At 64.3% G+C, this 18186-nt stretch carries 19 protein-coding genes; 8 read left to right on the forward strand and 11 right to left on the reverse strand.

Annotated elements, in window-relative coordinates; all coding sequences use genetic code 11:
* Nucleotides 1-144: 144 nt before the first annotated feature.
* The 4 genes from B5F70_RS04220 to B5F70_RS04235 all read left to right on the forward strand — a co-directional run bounded on the left by B5F70_RS04220 (nt 145) and on the right by B5F70_RS04235 (nt 4438).
* Nucleotides 145-1473, forward strand: coding sequence for a DNA repair protein (locus tag B5F70_RS04220; protein WP_241145905.1), 1329 nt, complete (start codon nt 145-147; stop codon nt 1471-1473).
* Nucleotides 1466-1786: a hypothetical protein gene (locus tag B5F70_RS04225; protein WP_087204325.1), complete on the forward strand. Its 321-nt coding sequence runs from the start codon at nt 1466-1468 to the stop codon at nt 1784-1786. Before B5F70_RS04220 ends, B5F70_RS04225 begins: the two co-directional genes overlap by 8 nt.
* 74 nt (nt 1787-1860) lie before the next feature.
* Nucleotides 1861-3105, forward strand: a complete 1245-nt coding sequence (locus B5F70_RS04230; RefSeq protein WP_087204326.1) for an iron-containing alcohol dehydrogenase — start codon at nt 1861-1863, stop codon at nt 3103-3105.
* 100 nt (nt 3106-3205) lie between these two features.
* Nucleotides 3206-4438, forward strand: coding sequence for a glycoside hydrolase family 3 protein (locus B5F70_RS04235; RefSeq protein WP_087204327.1), 1233 nt, complete (start codon nt 3206-3208; stop codon nt 4436-4438).
* Here the strand turns inward: B5F70_RS04235 and B5F70_RS04240 are convergent.
* From B5F70_RS04240 to B5F70_RS10935, 9 genes are all read right to left on the reverse strand, one after another.
* Complete coding sequence (locus B5F70_RS04240; RefSeq protein WP_087204328.1) at nt 4435-5334, reverse strand: deoxyribonuclease IV; 900 nt, start codon at nt 5332-5334, stop codon at nt 4435-4437. The genes B5F70_RS04235 and B5F70_RS04240 overlap by 4 nt on opposite strands.
* 138 nt (nt 5335-5472) lie before the next feature.
* Complete coding sequence (locus B5F70_RS04245; protein ID WP_087204329.1) at nt 5473-6663, reverse strand: pyridoxal phosphate-dependent aminotransferase; 1191 nt, start codon at nt 6661-6663, stop codon at nt 5473-5475.
* A complete protein-coding gene (locus B5F70_RS04250; protein WP_343283721.1) occupies nt 6664-8109 on the reverse strand; it encodes a 6-phospho-beta-glucosidase in 1446 nt (481 codons plus the stop codon).
* On the reverse strand, nt 8106-8438 hold the full coding sequence (locus B5F70_RS04255; protein WP_087204331.1) for a PTS lactose/cellobiose transporter subunit IIA: 333 nt from the start codon (nt 8436-8438) through the stop codon (nt 8106-8108). The genes B5F70_RS04250 and B5F70_RS04255 overlap by 4 nt, the downstream gene beginning before the upstream one ends.
* A gap of 136 nt (nt 8439-8574) precedes the next feature.
* Nucleotides 8575-10233 carry a PTS transporter subunit EIIC gene (locus tag B5F70_RS04260; RefSeq protein WP_087204332.1) on the reverse strand — a complete coding sequence of 553 codons (1659 nt, stop codon included), beginning with the start codon at nt 10231-10233 and terminating at the stop codon, nt 8575-8577.
* Entirely contained in the window at nt 10230-10613 is a 384-nt protein-coding gene (locus B5F70_RS04265; RefSeq protein ID WP_087204333.1) for a Rid family detoxifying hydrolase, read from the reverse strand. Before B5F70_RS04265 ends, B5F70_RS04260 begins: the two co-directional genes overlap by 4 nt.
* Before the next feature lie 114 nt (nt 10614-10727).
* Nucleotides 10728-11447 carry a PAS domain-containing protein gene (locus tag B5F70_RS04270; protein ID WP_087204487.1) on the reverse strand — a complete coding sequence of 240 codons (720 nt, stop codon included), beginning with the start codon at nt 11445-11447 and terminating at the stop codon, nt 10728-10730.
* Between the two features lie 127 nt (nt 11448-11574).
* A complete protein-coding gene (locus B5F70_RS04275) occupies nt 11575-12765 on the reverse strand; it encodes an aldo/keto reductase (protein WP_087204334.1) in 1191 nt (396 codons plus the stop codon).
* Between the two features lie 91 nt (nt 12766-12856).
* The gene (locus B5F70_RS10935; RefSeq protein WP_256363447.1) at nt 12857-12988 is read right to left on the reverse strand and encodes a hypothetical protein; all 132 of its coding nucleotides are present in this window, start codon (nt 12986-12988) and stop codon (nt 12857-12859) included.
* 188 nt (nt 12989-13176) lie between these two features.
* Here B5F70_RS10935 and rnhA point away from each other — a divergent pair, with 188 nt between their 5' ends.
* From rnhA to B5F70_RS04290, 3 genes are read left to right on the forward strand one after another with little or no spacing between them, the layout of a single operon-like run.
* Nucleotides 13177-13665, forward strand: a complete 489-nt coding sequence (rnhA, locus tag B5F70_RS04280) for a ribonuclease HI (protein WP_241145901.1) — start codon at nt 13177-13179, stop codon at nt 13663-13665.
* 42 nt (nt 13666-13707) lie between these two features.
* Nucleotides 13708-14799, forward strand: a complete 1092-nt coding sequence (locus tag B5F70_RS04285; protein ID WP_087204336.1) for a Gfo/Idh/MocA family oxidoreductase — start codon at nt 13708-13710, stop codon at nt 14797-14799.
* 48 nt (nt 14800-14847) lie between these two features.
* Nucleotides 14848-15267 carry an acylphosphatase gene (locus B5F70_RS04290; RefSeq protein WP_087204337.1) on the forward strand — a complete coding sequence of 140 codons (420 nt, stop codon included), beginning with the start codon at nt 14848-14850 and terminating at the stop codon, nt 15265-15267.
* A 107-nt stretch (nt 15268-15374) separates the two neighbouring features.
* Here the strand turns inward: B5F70_RS04290 and B5F70_RS04295 are convergent, their stop codons facing one another.
* Nucleotides 15375-15803 (reverse strand): peptidylprolyl isomerase, encoded by a 429-nt coding sequence (locus B5F70_RS04295; RefSeq protein ID WP_087204338.1) that lies wholly within the window; start codon nt 15801-15803, stop codon nt 15375-15377.
* A 207-nt stretch (nt 15804-16010) separates the two neighbouring features.
* Here B5F70_RS04295 and B5F70_RS04300 point away from each other — a divergent pair, with 207 nt between their 5' ends.
* Entirely contained in the window at nt 16011-16673 is a 663-nt protein-coding gene (locus B5F70_RS04300; RefSeq protein ID WP_087204339.1) for a SprT family zinc-dependent metalloprotease, read from the forward strand.
* 54 nt (nt 16674-16727) lie between these two features.
* Here B5F70_RS04300 and B5F70_RS04305 read toward each other — a convergent pair whose 3' ends face one another.
* Nucleotides 16728-18182 carry a glycoside hydrolase family 32 protein gene (locus B5F70_RS04305; RefSeq protein ID WP_158094923.1) on the reverse strand — a complete coding sequence of 485 codons (1455 nt, stop codon included), beginning with the start codon at nt 18180-18182 and terminating at the stop codon, nt 16728-16730.
* Nucleotides 18183-18186 lie beyond the last annotated feature (4 nt).

The raw sequence follows: 18186 nt of genomic DNA on the forward strand, positions 1-18186 counted from the left end.
TGCCACTTGACGGATGGGTCCGTACGTCATACTATCGAACATACGTTTCATGTTAGGAGGTGCACCGTGACCGAGGCCCCGTTTCTCCCCGTCCCCGCCCCTGTTGCGCCAGAAGGCGCGGGCGCCGCGCGCACCTACCTCTGCATCGACCTCAAAACGTTCTACGCGAGCGTCGAATGCGCCGACCGCGGGCTCGACCCGTTTACCACCAACCTGGTGGTGGCAGACCCCGCGCGCGGCAGCACCACCATCTGCCTTGCCGTAACGCCTGCGCTCAAGGCGCTCGGCGTCCGCAACCGCTGCCGCGTATTCGAGATACCCGAGAACATCCTCGCCACCACCATCATGGCGCGGCCGCGCATGCGCCACTATATGGAAGTCTCCGCCGACATCTACGGAACCTACCTGGAGTACGTGAGCCCCGCCGACATCCACCCCTACTCCATCGACGAGTGCTTCATCGACGCGACGCCCTATCTCACGCGCTACGGTCTCTCCGCGCGCGCCTTCGCCGAGCTGCTCATGGGCCGCGTGCGCGACCGGTTCTCCATATGTGCGACGGCGGGAATCGGCCCCAACCTCTTTCTCGCCAAGGTGGCGCTCGACATCACCGCCAAGCATGTGCCGGACGGCATCGGCATGCTCGACGAGGAGGGCTTCAGGCACGAGATCTGGCCGCACCGGCCCATCACGGACATCTGGGGCATCGGGCCCGGCATCGCCCGGCGCCTCGCTGCCTACCACGTATACGACCTCATGGGCGTGGCGGCGCTCGACGAGGAAATCCTGTACCGCGAGTTCGGCGTCAATGCCGAGTACCTCATCGACCACGCCTTCGGGCGTGAGCCGGTGACCATAGCCGACATCCAGGCCTACCGCCCCGAGGAAAGCTCCTACGTCAACGGCCAGGTGCTCCCGCGCGACTATTGCCACGATGAGGCGCTGCTCGTGCTGCGCGAGATGGTGGACGCCTCGGCGCTCGAGCTCGTGGAGCGCGGCGAGGTTGCCGGCCACATCTCGCTCATGGTGGGCTACGCCTACGGCGGCGCGGCGGCGGACGCGGGCGGCGCGCAGGCGAGGCAGCCCGACCTCTTTCGCGGCGAGCACGGCACCCGGCGCCTGGACCGGCGGGACCCAGCGGCGTCCGCCGGAGGGTCGCGCAAGATCGGCGAGCACACCAACTCGCGCAAGAAGCTCCTCGCACATTTCGAGCGCCTGTGGCGGGAGACCGTCGACCCGGCGCGCCCCATCAGGCGCATCAACGTCGGTCTTGGCAACCTCATGCCCGAGGAGTTCGCCACGGTCGACCTCTTCACCGATACGGAGGCGGACGCGCGCGAGCACGACCTCGCGAGCGCCGTCATCGCGGTAAAGAGCAAGTTTGGGAAAAACGCCCTCGTCCGCGGTATCAGCCTCACCGAGGCGGGCACCGCCCGGGAGCGCAACGAGCAGGTGGGGGGCCATCATGCCTAAACGACCGCGCGCGGATCGCGCCGCGCAGTTCATGCCGTTTGCCGCTCTGAGGGGCTACTACGACCTCCTGCGCACCAAGGAGCGCGTGCCCGAGCCGCGCCACGAGCTCACCGAGGAGGAGGCGCGCGAGCTTTCCGCCGTCGCCCGCGAGGTGCGCCGCGGCGATGTGGTGCGCGCGGTGTACTACGACGGCGACGCCTATGTGGAGCGCACGGGGTGCGTGGCGCGCATCGACCTCATCTTGAGGACCATCACGATAGTGGACGCGACCATCCCCCTCGATGATCTGCGCGACCTTGCCATCGTCGCCTGACGCGCCGCATGGGGTATCTTCTTATCCGTCACCCGAGCGCTGTTCAATTCAGCCGCCCTCTGAAGGAGGAACCGATGAACGACTTCAACTTCTACTCTCCCACCCGCTTCGTCTTTGGGCGCGGTGCCTGCGACCGCACTGGCTCCGCGCTCTCCGAGGCGGGATTCGCCCGCGTGCTGCTCGTCTACGGGCAGGGCTCGGTCGTGCGCACCGGCACGCTCGACCGCGTGCGCACCTCGCTTGACGCCGCGGGAATCGCCTACCGCGAACTCGGCGGCGCGCGCCCCAACCCCGAGGTCGGGCTCGTCCGCACGGGCATCGAGCTTGCACGGGATGCGGAAGGGGTCGACGCGATCGTCGCGCTCGGGGGCGGCTCGGTCATCGACACCGCCAAGGCCATCGCCCTCGGCGTCCCCTACGATGGCGACGTCTGGGACTTCTTCTGCAAGCGCGCCGTGCCCGCCGCCGCCCTCCCCGTCGCCAGCGTGCTCACCATCCCCGCATCCGGCTCCGAGGCGTCCGACTCCTGTGTCATCTCTAACGACGAGCTCGGCATGAAGTGCGGCGTCAACACCGACCTCAACCGCCCCGCACTCGCCATCATGGACCCCGAGCTCACGTTTACCCTGCCCTCCTATCAGACCGCCGCGGGCATCACGGACATGATCAGCCATGTGATGGAGCGCTTCTTCTCCGGCGAGAAGGGCGTGCCGGTGACCGACCACATCGCCTGCGGCCTCATCCGCGCCGCCATGGAGGCCGCCCCGCGCGTCATGGCCGACCCCGCCGATTACGATGCGCGCGCCAACCTGATGTGGGTGGGGACGCTCGCCCACAACGGCATCGCCGGCTGCGGTCTCAACGTGCCCGGCGCCCGCGACGGCGACTGGACGTGCCACGGCATGGAGCACGAGCTCTCCGCCCTCGACACGCGCATCACCCACGGAGCGGGCCTTGCGGTCATCTTCCCCGCATGGATGCGCTACGTCTGGACCGCGCACCCGGAGCGCTTCCTCGCGTTCGCCTACGAGGTCTTTGGCATCGAGCCGGTCGATCCGGCGGACGACGACCTTGCCGGCATCGATGAGGAGATCACGCCCGAGCGCGCCGTGCACGACGCCGTGACCTGCGCCATCGACGAGGTGCAGGACTTCTTCGTCTCGCTCGGCATGCCCCGTACCCTGGGTGAGCTCGGTGTGACCGAAGAGGACATAGACCGCCTTCTGGAGGGCCTGCGCGTCACCCGCGGCGAGCGCTTCGGCACGTTCCGGAAGCTCACGCTCGAGGACGCGCGCGCCATCTACCGCAGCGCGCTCTAGCGCCCCGCGAACGGGAGGAGCAACGATATGTTGATGCCCTTGTCCCGTTAGAAGCGTTATGAGAGCGTAAGGGGACATTTGCCTCGGGGAAGGGGACCTTATGGACCGCATCGTCATCTCACGCCGCCACGCCGTCGCCGCCGGCGTCATGGGCGTCGCGCTGCTCTCCGGCTGCGACGCCGCGCTCGAGGCGCCCGGCATCGCCGACGCGCCCGAGATCACGGACCGCCCCGGCTCCTCCCCCGTCGTCGAGAATCCGGATCCGGAGCCGACGCCCGCCGAGAAGGCGCTCGCCCGCATGACCCTCGAGCAGAAGGTCGCCCAGCTCTTCTTCGTCACCCCCGAGGGGCTCACGGGGGCGTCGGTGGCGACGGTCGCCGGCACCCTCACGGCAGACGCCCTCGCGCAGATCCCCGTGGGCGGCCTCGTCTACTTCTCGCAGAACCTCGAGAGCGCTCAGCAGGTGCGGGACCTGCTGAGCGGCACCGCCGCACTCTGCCGGGACGCGGGCGCCGGCATCGCGCCCTTCCTCGGCGTGGACGAGGAGGGAGGCCCGCTTGTCGCCCGCATCGCCAACTCGGGCCTCTTCGACGTGCCCCGTTTTCCCAACATGGCCGATATCGGCGCCACGGGCGACCCCGCCCAAGCGGCCGCGGTGGGCACGGCCATCGGCACCTATCTGCACGACATCGGCTTCAACGTCGACTTCGCCCCGGATGCCGACGTCCTCACCAACCCCAGCAACACCGCCATCGGCGCACGGTCCTTCGGCGCGGACCCGTCGCTCGTGGCGTCGATGGTCGCCGCCGAGGTGGAGGCCATGCGCGAGACGGGCACCCTGCCCTGCGTGAAGCACTTCCCCGGCCACGGCGACACCGCGGGGGACTCGCACACGGGCGCCGTCTACGCGGAGCGCCTGCGCGTCGACATCGAGGCATGCGAGTTCGCGCCGTTCCGCGCCGCCATCGAGAGCGGCTGCCCCTTTGTGATGGTGGGCCATATCGAGACGCCCAACTTCGCGGGCGACGGGCTCCCCGCCTCGCTCTCGCCCATCATGATGACCGACGTGCTTCGCGGCGACCTGGGCTTCGAGGGGATCGTCATCTCCGACTCGTTCGCCATGGGCGCCATCACGCAGAATTACAGCCCCGCAGACGCGGCCGTGCGCTTCTTCCAAGCGGGCGGCGACATGCTGCTCATGCCCGCCGACCTGCGCGCCGCCTACCAGGGCGTGCTCGACGCCGTGCATGCGGGAACCCTCACCGAGGAGCGTGTCGACAAAAGCGTGCTCCGCATCCTCACCGCTAAGGATGAGGCGGGGCTTCTCGCCTAGCGGGTGCCCTCCGCAGCGCGCGTTTCAGCTCGATCCGCAAGACCGCGCATGGTCGCGATCTCGCGCGCGTAGCCATCTAACTCGTTGGGCGTCTCCAAGATGAAGGGCAGGCCCGCGAGCGCCGGGTGCGTCACCACCGCACGCAGGACGTCCCAACCCCCGCCCAGCTCCTCGCTCCCGAGATAGCCCTCGCCCAGCCGCGCATGACGGTCCTTGTGCGCGCCGCACGGGTTGAGCGAGTCGTTGAGGTGCACCGCGCAAAGCCGATCGAGGCCCACCACCTCATCGAACGTCTCGAGCACCCCGTCGAGGTCGTGGACGATGTCGTAGCCGGCGTCGCTCACATGGCAGGTATCGAGGCAGACACCGAGAAGCCCCGCGAGCTCGGGGCGGGCTTCCTCCACCCGCGCGATGATGACGGCAAGCTCCTCAAACGTGCGGCCCACTTCGGTACCCTTGCCCGCCATGGTCTCGAGGAGCACCCGCGTCGTCTGATCGGGCTCCATCACCTGGCACAGCCCGCAGGCGATGAGCTCGATGCCGCGTTCCGCACCCTGCCCCACGTGCGCACCGGGATGGAAGTTGTAGTACATGCCCGGCAGCGCCTCCATGCGGCGGAGGTCCTCGGCCATGGCCTCAAGCGCAAACGCGCGCGCCCGCTCCTTGGCGGAACAGAGGTTGTAGGTGTAGGGGGCGTGGGCCACAAGCTTGCCGAAACCGTTCTCGTCCATAAGGCGGCGCAGCTTTGCAACGTCGTCCTCGTCGAGGGCGCGCACGCTACCGCCCCGCGGGTTGCGGGTGAAGAACGCGAACGTGTTGGCCTCAAGAGAGAGCGCGGTGCGCCCCATGGCCGCAAAACCCTGGGCAACAGAAAGATGGCATCCTATGGTGAGCATGGGTTTCCTTCACTATGAACAACTAAACATGTCGCATGATAGCAGCTTCCAGACTGGCATGTTTCCCCTTCTCGTGACGATCGGGCGCTCCACCATACCGCGAAGCGCCCGATCATCAGAAGTGTCAGACCAAACAGCTTAGTCTACTGCTCGCGCAAGCTTTCTCACTCCGCGCTCGAGACGATCGAGTGCCTCAACGAGAATCTTCCTACTCGTCGCGATGCAAATGCGAATATGCCCCTCCGACAGGTCACCAAAGAACTCACGACCGCCTGGTATGAGCGCCAACCGCTCTTCCCGCTCTATCGCAGCAACGAACTCGGCACCGGTCATGCGGAAAGATGAGATATCTACGTAGAGTAGGTAGGTCGCCTCGGGACGATACGCCCTGAGTCCCGGCATAGCATTGATGCGCTCTACAGCCAGATCTCGATTTCCTTTGAGATGGACGAGGAACTCGTCAACCCATGCGTAGCCCTCGCGGCATGCCGCCTCTCCAGCGACCTGCGAGATTGAAGCGATACCTCCCGCGGTCGACATAACATCGGATGCGTCGACGATCTTCTTAAAACCATCCGTGTCGACCGTGTAGACGCAGCCTATACGCAAACCCGCGAGACCGAAGCTTTTAGAGAACCCAAAAACCGAGTAGACCCGTTCGCATCGGTCGTTTCCCAAGGCGTAGATACTCGTATAGGTTGCGTCCGCATACACGATATCCGACCATATCTCGTCGTTCATGACTTTGAGATCATGACGCTCGCATATGTCCATGATGTAGCCGAGCTCGGCCTTGCTGAACGCAACGCCGTAAGGGTTGTGCGGATTGCACAAGCCGAGCATCTTGGTGCGCGGCGTGACGTAATCCTCAAGATCGCTCAGGTCGATCCGTCCGTCAACCAGCCGCGCCGGATACATAACCGGAGTGGCGCCCGCGGCCAGCGCAGACTCACGAAATAGGAAATCACAGGGATCGAAAACAATCATTTCATCCCCAGGCTCTAGAAACGCTTTGGCAACCGTGAACATACCGCGCGCGGCGCTATCAATAGGAAGGATGTGGTCTGGGGCGATTCGCTCCCCCTTGCGCTCAAGCAACGCCTGCGCGATAGCTTCCCTGAAACTCTGGTAGCCGAGTTTCGGGGTATACGAAAAATACCCGTCCTTAACGTAGTCGAGCATTGCCCGTCTGATAACTGGAGCGCAGGGAAAATCAGGGTCGGCAGCGGTAAGCGGGATGACGTCGGGATCGACCTCAGCCCACCGGTAGTTAAACGCACGCTTGTGGAGCACCTCAAGGTTCACAGAGCTGTCGTCGAAATAGCCCATCTAACCCAAATCCTCTCCGTTACTTGCGATAACCTGCTTATACCAGTAGAAAGAATCCTTCTTATAGCGATTTCCCGTTCCCTTACCCTCATCATCGAGGTCGACGTAGATATAGCCGTAACGCTTGGACATCTCGCCTGTAGACGCCGAAACAAGGTCGATGGGCCCCCAGGAGGCGAAGCCCATAAGGTCGACTCCATCCTCGTAGACGGCCTTTTTGAGCTCTGAGATATGCTTACGCAGGTAATCGATACGATAGGAATCATGAATGGCACCGTCTGTATCAACAGTGTCATGTGCACCCAAACCGCACTCAACGATGAAGACCGGTTTCTGATAACGGCCATACAGTTTATTCAGCGCAATACGTAGCCCAACCGGATCAATCGTCCAACCCCACTCGGAACGTTCAAGATAGGGATTATCGATGCCTTTCAGAATCTTTTGCGCCGCGCCGGAAGACGTGGCTTCGGGATCCGCCGAAACGGTCTCGCTCATGTAGTAACTGAACGCAACGTAATCCACGGTGCCCGCGCGCAGTATCTCCTCGTCGCCAGGCTCCATCTCAACCTTGATATCGTTATCACGCCAGTAGGCAAGCATATAGGAAGGATAGTAGCCGCGAGACTGAACATCAGAGCAAAAGTAGAGTCGCTTGTAGGTTTTGTTCGACTCGATGGTGTCATCGGGATTGCAGGTCGCCGGGTAGTTCATGATAAACCCGGTCATGCAGCCCATCTGGAAGTTCGGGTTGATCGCGTGGCCAAGAATTACAGCTCGAGCGCTCGCTAAAAACTGATGATGCATGACCTGGAAAACCGCACTCTGATTCTCCAGATTTTCAGGCAGGATAACACCGCCGGAGACCCAAGTCAGAAGTTGAAACTCATACTTGAGCATGTTGTTAATCTCGTTGAACGTAATCCAGTAGCGAACTTTATCCTTGAAGTGCGTCATGACGGCAACGCAATAGCGCTCGAAGAACTCGAGGACCCTACGGTTGGACCATCCGCCATATTTCTTCACCAAGCCAAGCGGAGTATCGTTGTGCAGTAACGTCACAACTGGCTCGATACCATGCTCGTGCATGCAGTCAAAAAGACGGTCATAAAACGCTAAGCCCTGTTCGTTAGGCTGCTCCTCATCACCCTCAGGGAAAATTCGAGCCCATGAGATCGACAGTCGCAGGCACTTGAAGCCCATCTCGGCGAACAGAGCGATGTCTTCTTGGTAACGATGATAAAAATCAATGGCGTTATGGCTGGGATAATAGACACCCTCATGCACGTCATCATGAATCTCGCGATCGCGGTTGTATCCCGCAGCGGTGAGCACGTCGGCGATTGTCAAACCCTTACCGCCCTCACGGTAGGCGCCCTCGCACTGATGCGCGGCAATAGCACCGCCCCATAAAAAATCATTCGGGAGCATGCCCACTTCGATCACCCTTCCAGCTTCTGGTTAATTGCCTGCATCATGTCGGTGAGCTTCTCGGCGAGCTCGTACTCCGACTTCACAGTCATGAGCGTATCCATGCCGTGGCAAAACAGCACGTTGTACCCCTGCGGCTCTCCGGAGCACTCCTTCTGGAGCACCTCGGTTTGGACCTCATGACCGTGCAAGAGCTCTTCGTTTGCCTTCGCGAGCGCCTCGCGAGCCGAATCGAACTCGAAGCGCGCGGCATGGTCGAGTGCCTTTCGAACGAGCACGCGCGCATCGCCCGCGTGCATCACCATCTTGAAACCGCTCTTAAGCAAGAGCTCGTCTTGTTCCATGTTCACTCCTCGTCATTCTCGAAAGGAAAGCATGTGCGAATTAGTTACAGAGGGGGCACCCGCCTCGACGGACCCTTCGGGCACCCCCCCCATTGATATATGCAACAGGATTCTTCCTGACACGAGAGGCGCCGGCTTAGATGAGCCCCTTCGCCTCCTCCTCGGCAAGCTCCTTCGCATACTCCTGACTCTCGTAGACCTTGAAGAATGGCAGCCAGATAAGCAGGCTTATCGCGGTGTTGATCAGGCACAGCACCACACCCATGACACTTCCGGTCGCGAAGTAGGCCTGGATATAGATGGGCAGGAACCACAGTTGGAACGGTGCCGAAGGCACGGGGCAAAAGCCGATGGTGAGCGCCAGCCAGGTGACGATGGGAAGCACGATGGAGATAATCCACATGGGGATCATGAGAATCGGGTTCCACACAACAGGAGCACCGAAGACGATCGGCTCGTTCACGTTGAAGATCGAGGGAACGATGGTCACGCGGCCGATGGCCTTGAGGCGGCGACTGCGGGAGAACATGAGCAGCAGGCATAGCGTGAGCGTCGCACCTTGACCGCCGATGTACTGCAGACCATGGAAGGTCTCCATGAGGTTCATATTCGTAGCGACTCCACCAGCAGCAACCGCCAATGCGTTGGCATCGATGCCCGCATACCAGATGGTCATCACGATGGGAGACAGAATCCACGTGAAGCCGAACGAGTACAGGAACATGGTAAGGAAGCTGCACAGAATCATGCCGGGCAGCGTCTGACCGATCGCTTGGATGGGCTCGAACAAGCTCTGGATGACAAGGCTGACGTCGAAGCCATTCCAGTAGAAAGCAAGACCGACGAGAATGCACACTGCAACCGGGATAAGGGAGTCAACCCAGTTGACCACGATGTCGGGCATGATCGTATCCTTCTTGAACAGCGAGTGCCGGGATGCGAACCCAAACACCACTGCAGTGAAGATACCGGTCACAACAGCAACGAGCATGCCGCTCGCACCGATCTTGTTCGTCATTAGCGCCATGGTCCCCGCGTCGCCGTCGATTGTGGGAACGCATACCACGAGGAACAGGGCGATGCCCGTGAGGCAGGCGGAGTTCTTGAGCTTGAGGTTGTCTTTCTTCTCCATAATCTTCATGGGGAGCATGAAGGAGAGGAAGAGGCCGACCAGACCGAAGGAGAAGGTGTTAAGCAGCGAGATGTCGGGGAGCCATGCAAGGATCTCAAAGTTGCGGAACACGCTCACCATCGATGCTACGGAGCCAACCATGATCATGGGAAGCACGCTCATGATCGACTCCTGGATCGCCGCCACGTAATCATTGGCGCAGATCTTGTTGAGCGTCGGTGCGAGGGCTCGATTCACCCATCCCACCACACCCTTCTGGTCAGCGGGGTCCTCGGCGTTCTCGGGTGCCTTCTGCCCCTTCTTCTTGGTCGCAACCGAGGATTCGGCGGGGACAGAGGTGTTCGCCTGAACCACCTCGTTCGACCCGATGAAATCGAGCGCTTGCTTGAGAGCAGCCGCACCGTCGAGCGCACCGTACGCCTCCTTATCGATGAAGATGAAGGGAACGCCCGTGCCCTCGAGACTCTTGGAAATGGCCTCCTGGTTGTACTCAAGATGCGGGCCCACCATGACGAGGTTGGCACCAGCGATGTTATTCTTGAGCTCAGCATCACTGCGCGCAATGATTTCGATGTCGAGACCCTGCGCACTGGCGGCTTTGCGCATGCTCTGCGCCATAAAGCCGCTTGATGCCCCCGCGCCGCACATCAGTAAAATTTTCATGACAGCCTCTCTTCCGCAATAGCGATGGCTTCGATTTCGCAGAGCGCGCCTTTAGGAAGCTCACGCACGGCAACACAACTTCGCGCTGGACATGCCGTGAAGTGCTCGGCGTAGATTTTGTTGAATGCCAGAAAATCTGCCATGTCTGCGAGATAGCAGGTCGTCTTGAGCACATGGGCGGAGTCGGTGTCCGCCGCCCGAAGCACGGCCTCGACGTTCTCGCAACTCATTCGTGCCTGTTCCTCGATGCCCTCAGGCATCTCTCCGGTACCGGGATCGACCGGCAACTGACCGGAAACGAACACGAACTTATTCGCCTGCATAGCATGCGAATAAGGCCCGATCGCCGCAGGGGCGTCGGTAGCGATAATCCGCTTCATACCGAACCTTTCGTTTAGCGCGTACTGCTATGCCAGGCCTGGCGCTGGCTACAGTACAACACTAAACTTTTATTCAGTCAACGACGGACGTTTCTTGTGATACTAAACTACCGTTCAGCCGTCACTACGAACCGTTCGCAGGTGGAGATAGACCGTGTTCTTGGAAATGCCCAAGGCAGTTGCAACAATCGGAACGCTATCCTTGATTTGAAATATACCCTGCTCGTACAGAAGCTCGATTATCTCCTTGTTGTACTGAGACGGCTTAATCGAACGATCGGCGCTCACTGAGATTCTGGCGCGATCGATTGCAGCAGCAATGCCATCGGTCGCCGCGCGAGCAAAAACGGCGCGATCTTGGACGTCGGCGGTCGTCATCACGTCGAAGGGTTGAGGATGATAGTCCTCGGAAAGCATGGTGCGAGGCTGGAACACATCAATAATGTCACTCAGCGGCGTGTTCAAGTACATATTGATGCACCAGAGTCCAATCACCCTGCCACCGATACCCCGTATTGCAAAGGTCGCTGACTTTAGCGGTTCGCCCTTAGCGTTGGTGGTGGTATAACACAGATGATCGTACTCGGGATTCTTTTGCACAATCGAGAGCATTTCCCGAGCAAGCGCAGTCATAGGGTCGCCAACTTTTCTACCTGTGTGGGCGCCGTTCACAATCTTTATCACCGAGTGCTCGGGATCCTCGACGCTGTGAAGAACCATCTCGAAAGCGGGGCCAAGATACTCAGCAAAGCCATCCAGCACAGATCCGTAGGACTCAAGTATCGCTTTATCACCGTCACTCAACACGATGCGCTCTGGGCTGTTCTTACTCATGGGCCACATTCCCATCCGACTTTCACAATTCTTAAAAGAATGAATTAAAACGATACCAGAATGGAGCACTTCATCGGAAGGGGTCCATCGCGTCGCAACCATGTCCACGCAGCAGCAGGTATCGATGCTAGCGGTCGCGACGGGCCAGCAGCGCGAGCGCCGCGCCGACGGGGCCCGGAGTGAGGCGCCGGCGGACGTCGTCCAACCGATCGGGAATCGCGATGTGCTGGGGGCAGTGCGCGGCGCATTTTCCGCAGCGCACGCAGTTGGTCGCGAGCTTGGGGTGCCCGCTCCTGATGGCCGACGCGGTGAAATACTGCGACACACCGGTGAACCAGCTGTGGGCGAACGAGGCGTTATAGGCCGCAAAGCAGCCGGGGATGTTGATGCCCTGCGGACAGGGCATGCAGTAGTTGCACCCCGTGCACGGCACACGGTTCGCCCTCTCGAACACGGCGAGCACCCTGGCTATCACCTCGTGCTCCGCCACCGTGAGCGACCCGGGCAGGGCGCGCTCGGCCACACGCGCGTTCTCGTCCACCTGCTGGGGCGACGTCATGCCCGAGAGGAGCAGCGTGACCTCGGGATGGTCCCACACCCAGGCAAGCCCCCACGCGGCGGGTGTGGCGAGCGCCGGCGCCGCGGCCTCGGCGAAGATCCGCTGCGCCTCGGGCGGGAGCTTGCCCGCCAGCCGTCCGCCGAGCAGCGGCTCCATCACAAACACGGCGAGCCCGCGCGCGGCCGCTGCGCGCAGCCCCGCCGTTCCCGCCTGGTAGCGCTCGCCCGCGTAGTTGTACTGAATCTGGCAGAAGTCCCACGCGAACGCGTCGAGGAGGAGCGGGAAATCGTCAGTGCTCCCGTGGTAGGAAAAGCCGATGGCCCCGATGCGCCCCGCCGCCTTCTGCCGCGCGATCCACCCCTCGATACCGAGGCCCACGAGGCGCTCCCACTGCGCGGGGCTCGTCACGTTGTGGATGAGGTAGTAATCGATGCGGTCGGTCCGCAGGCGCCGCAGCTGCTCATCGAAGAAGCGGTCGAAGTCCTCCGGGCGCCGGCAGGAGCCGTGGGGCAGCTTGGTCGCGAGGTAGACGCGGTCGCGCAGCCCCAGCCGCTCGAGCGCCGCGCCGACGCAGGCCTCGTTGCCGGGATAGAGGTACGCCGTATCGAGATAGTTGATGCCCCGCTCCACCGCACGGGCGATGATGGCCTCGGCGGCATGCGCATCGGGACGCCCCGGTACCGCCCCGGGAAACCGCATGCACCCGAGTCCCAAGGCGGACAGGCGATGCTGAGTCTTAGGGTCGATGCGGTACTGCATGGGTCACCTCAGGCGCGAAAATGGGCTCGTGGTATGGCGCCGCCAGTGTACCGCGGAGTCGCCGGGCGGCACAAGCGCGCCGCCGCGGCCCCTACTCGAGCGTTGCGGAGACCTCGTCGAGAAGCGCCTCCTCGGCCTCGCTCTCGCGCGCGTGCACCCAGTCCGACGCCAAAAGCGCCGCGATACCGCCGATAACCAGCGCACACGTGGCCACAACCGTCATGCTCTCCCCTTCCTGTCGCTGCACCACAGCCTACCGCGGGACCAACAGGCGCGCGCAAGCAAAACGTAAGGCGCGTGCAAAGCCGGGCGTTGGCGCGGGGGCGCGCCTCTGGGATAATGCCAACGCACACCGGACGAAAGCGGACGCTCGCGCGGGGCACGCCCGCGGCGGGGCAGGAGGAATGCGACGTGAAGGTCACCATCTACACAGACGGCTCGGCACGGGGCAACCCGGGCAACGGCGGCTACGGCGCGGTGCTCTCCTACACCAACCGCGCCGGGGAGACGTTTGTGCGCGAGCTCTCGGGCGGCTACCGCCAGACAACCAACAACCGCATGGAGCTCATGGCGGTGATAGCCGCGCTCGAGACGCTCAACCGTCCCTGCGAGGTGGAGCTGCACTCCGACTCGCAGTACGTGGTCAACGCCTTCAACCAGCACTGGATCGAGGGCTGGATCCGCCGCGGCTGGAAGACCGCCGCCAAAAAGCCCGTCAAGAACATCGACCTGTGGAAGCGACTGCTCGCCGCCAAGGAGCCGCACCGGGTGACCTTCATCTGGGTCAAGGGCCACGCCGGCCACGAGCTCAACGAGCGGTGCGATGAGCTTGCAACGACCGCCGCGGATTCGGGTAGACTGAGCGAAGACACCGGCTTTACCGCTGGCGACGCCGACTGACGTCGCCAGCGCCGCCGCACCCGCGCGACGAAAGGGGCGCCCATGCTTCGCATCGCCACCATCGGCACCAGCATGATCACGAGCGACTTTATCGAGGCCGTCACCGCCGAGGCGGGCGCCACCTTTGTGGGGACGCTCTCGCGCGACGGCGGGCGCGGCCGGGCGTTCACGGAGGAGCGCGGCGGCTCGCACGCGTTCACCGAGATCGCGGACCTCGCGGCGAGCGATAAGGTCGACGCCGTCTACCTCGGAAGCCCCAACGCCTGCCATGCCGCCCAGGCGCTCGCCTGCATCGCGGGCGGCAAGCACGTGCTCATCGAGAAGCCGATGGGCGCCAACAAGCGCGAGGCGCGCGAGATCTTCGAAGCCGCCGCGGAGGCGGGCGTCGTCGCCATGGAGGCCATGCGGCCGCTGCACGACCCGGCGTTTTGGGCCGTGCGCGACGCCTTGCCCGAGCTCGGCCGCATCCGCCGCGCCGACCTGCGCTTTGGCAAGTACTCTTCGCGCTACGACGAGGTCCTCGCCGGCAGGCACACCAACATCTTCGACTGCGCCATGGCGTCGGGCGCGCTCATGGACATCGGCGTCTACTGCGTCGAGGCGCTTATCGGCCTCTTCGGCGCCCCCGTATCGCTCAGCGCGACCTCGGTGTTGCTCGACGATGAGACGCGCGGGCTCACGCACGGCCAGCTCGACGGCGCCGGCGTCATCGTCGCCTCCTACCCGCACATGGCGGCGACCCTGAGTTACGCCAAGATCATGAACGACAACCTGCCCTGCCAGGTCGAGGGCGAAGCTGCCACCCTCACGTTCGCAGGGGTGTCCGTCCCCACCGAGGCGCGCATCGACTACCGCGGCGTCACGGGGCGCGGCGCCGCCAAGGCCGTGCGCGTGGAAGAGGGCGCGCGCAGCGTGTCCCTCGACCTGCCGCATTGCGAGAACACCATGGCCTACGAGCTCGCCGACTTCATCGCAGCGGTGGAGGCCGTCCGCGCGGGCGCGATGCCCGAGGACGCGCCGGCGGGCCCCTTTGGCACGGTGGGGTATTTCCGCGACGTGACCCTCGCCGCGCTCGAGCTCATGGACGAGGCAAGGCGGCAGACGGGTATCGTCTTTCCCGCCGACGCGGCTTGAGGCGCGCCCATCGCACGGACGACAGAAACGGTGACGGGAGGTCATCCTATGGGATTCTGGGATCGTTTTCGCGCGACGGCGGGCGACGCGGGCTCGTCCGACGGCGCCAACCCCGCACTCGAGCGCAGCCCACTTGAGCGCGGGCTCATCGAGCGCCTGCAGGGCGAGCTTGAAGCCGCGACGCCGCCCACGCTCAGGTTCTACCTCCGCTTCACCGGCCGCGTGCAGGGCGTCGGCTTTCGCTGGACCAACATGAGCATCGCGAGCGACCTCGGCCTCGCCGGGTGGGTCAAGAACCTCGACGACGGCTCGGTCGACATGGAGATACAGGGCACGCCGGCGGGCATCATCCGGCACCTCGACACGCTGCACGACAACTATCGGCGGATGCGCTGCCGTATCTGGCTCGAGGAGCTCGTCGAGGAACCGCCCAAACTCGACGAGAAGACCTTCAGCATGGCAAACTGAGCGCTTGGACGCATACAGCGCAAAACGCGGCCGCTCCGGATGCTAAAGAGGAATCCGGAGCGGCCGCGTCGTTAGGCTTGGAGGAGAACCGTCTGAGGGCTGGAGGGCTACTCGACGACCTCGACGAGCTCGATATCGAAGTTGAGGTCCTTGCCCGCAAGCTCGTGGTTGGCATCGAGCTCGACGCCGTCGGCGTCGACCGCGGTCACCGTCACGGGCACGGGCTGACCGCCCGGGCCGGAAAGGAACAGGCGGTCGCCGATGCCGATCTGGTCGATGTTGGGCACCTGCGCCGCCGGGAAGCGCAGCACGAGGTCATCGCGCCGCTCGCCGTAGGCATCTGCTGCCGGGATGTGGACGGTCTTCTTCTCGCCGACCGCCATATCGAGCACGGCGGCATCGAAGCCGGCGATCATCTGGCGCGCACCGCACGTGAACTCGATGGGCTCACCGCGGTCGTAGGAACTGTCGAACTGCGTCCCGTCATCGAGCGTGCCGCGGTAGTGGGCGCGCACCTTCTTGCCTTGGTTGGACATGGGAGTCTCCCCTCGTGCCGGCCTGCGTGCGGGCATGCCGCGGCGCCGCCGGTTCGGTAGATACAACGCCGCCTATTCTACCTGAGTAAGCGTTTTGTCAGGCGCAGGACCGGCAATCCCTTACAATTGGAGCCCGCCCTAGGATGCGCGGAGCGCATGCTCCGGGGTGCAACGGCCAGGCCGCGCCGTTTGGCGAGAGGAGACCCGATGTCCACAACCGAGCTCGTCGTCATGACCGCTCTGGGGCGCATCCCCGTCACCGTTACCCGCAAGCGCGTCAAGAACCTGAACCTACGCGTCCATCCGGACGGCAGCGTGAGCCTGAGCATCCCTCAGCGCGTCCCCCTTGCGCGGGCGCAGGACTTCCTCGATCGGCGGAGCTCCTGGATCGCCGCGCACGTGGCGCGCAGCACCGCGCGGGCGGCCGAGGCGGCGCGGCAGGCGGCCGCACCCGATGCCGCCGTACCGCTCTGGGGCGCGCTCGTGCCCGCACCGGGCGATGCCGACGCCGTCGACGAGCGGTACCGCCGCGAGGTGGCACGCGCGCTGCCCGAGGTGGTCCGGCGCGCCGAGGAACTCGTCGGCGTGCATGCGGCGGGATGGCAGGTGCGCCGCATGACGAGCCGCTGGGGCTCGTGCACGCCGGCGCGGCGGACCATCCGCATCAGCAGCACCCTCGCCGCCTATCCGCGCGCATGCCTTACCTACGTCGTCATCCACGAGCTCGTGCACCTGATCGAGCCGAGCCACAACGCCCGCTTCCATGCGCTCGTGAACCGCTTCTGCCCCGAGAGCGACGCGTGCCGGGCGCTGCTCAGGCGCCCGGCACGCGATATCGCCCTCTCGGGGCGCCCCGCCGACTCCCGCTGAGCGGCGCTGCCCGCTTGAACCCGGCGGGCGGATGGACGCCGCGCGTCGGAGGGCCTATGCGGCGCCCCAGGTCGCGGCCATGCCGTCCCCCATCGCCCACAGGCGCGCCCTCTCGCACGCGCCGGCGAGCGTGACGGTGAGCTCGTCTGCGCGGGGGAACCAGCGCGTGGCGAACACGATGCGCCCGCCGTCGGCGAAGACCTCGACAGCTGAGCCGTCGACCAGCACGCGCAGATCGCGCACCGCGCGGCCGCCATCGGCAGCGCACGAGCGCCGCGCGCGGCCGCCGCCGACCCCCGCCTCGCCCGCCGCCGCGTCGGCGAACGAAAGCGTCACGCCCCCGTTCTCGCACCGCACCTCGAGCACCCCGTCAAGCGTGAGCACGGTGCCCTCGCCTACGCCCGCGAGGACGATGTCGGCACGATGGTCGGCGAGCTTGAGCGCACCTCCCGGCTCCAGCTCCCGCTCAGGGCCCCGCAGCGCCTCGAGCTCGGGTGCCGGCGCCTGGGTGATGGCGCCGCCTGCCGCACGGGAGAGGACGCGCGGGACCGTAAGGCAATGGCACCAGTCCATGCCCGCCGGCGCGCTCGCGTAGGGCGGCTCCGGCAGGCCCATCCACCCGATAAGGATCGTGCGGCCGGCATCATCGGTAAACGTCTGCGGGGCGTAGAAGTCAAAGCCCGCGTCCCACCGGCGGAACGCGGTCGCATCGAGCGCCGGCGCTTCGACAAGGCACACGCCATCGGGCACCGGGATGTAGCCCGCCTGGTCGCGCAGCCCGCAGGCCCAGGGCCTCTCCTCCATCCCCTGCGGGCAGAACGAGAGGTACTCGCGGCCGTCGAGTGCGATGCGGTCCGGGCACTCCCACATGTAGCCAAAGTCATCGCGCGTGCGCACCTGCCCGTGGAATGCCCACGCGACGCCGTCGTCCGACCGGTAGACGAGCACGAAGCCCCGGTCGAAGAGGTCGCGCGCACCCAGGATCATCCACCACGCGCCGCCCTCGCGCCACACCTTGGGGTCGCGCACGTGGCACGAGCAGGTGATGGGATAGTCCCCGTTGCGCATGAGCACCCGCTTGGGACCGAGGGCGAAGCCGTCGTCGGTCTCGATCATAAGCTGCGTCGCACGGCGGCCCGAACGGATGTAGTCGTAGTCCCCGGGCTCCTTGACGTTGCCCGTGTAGTAGAGGCGCAGGGCGTCTCCGCCATCCGCCGCCGCGCCCGGCAGCACCACGGCGCAGCCCGAATACGAACCGTGCGTCTCGTCGTCCGTATCGGGCGCGATCACCATGCCGTGATGCTCCCAATGCACGAGGTCGCAGCTCGTCGCATGACCCCACCCGCGTGGGGCGTTGGGCTCGGGCCACGCAGGGCTGTACTGGTGAAATACATGGTAGACGCCGCGGAACTGGCAGAGGCCGTTGGGATCGTTGAGCCAGCCCACCGGCGGCATGAGATGAAACCCGCACCGCCAGGACGAGGGGGAGGTCGCCTTCGTCATGCCCATATCG

The organism is Collinsella sp. An268 (assembly GCF_002159765.1).
Taxonomy (GTDB): Bacteria; Actinomycetota; Coriobacteriia; order Coriobacteriales; family Coriobacteriaceae; genus Coprousia.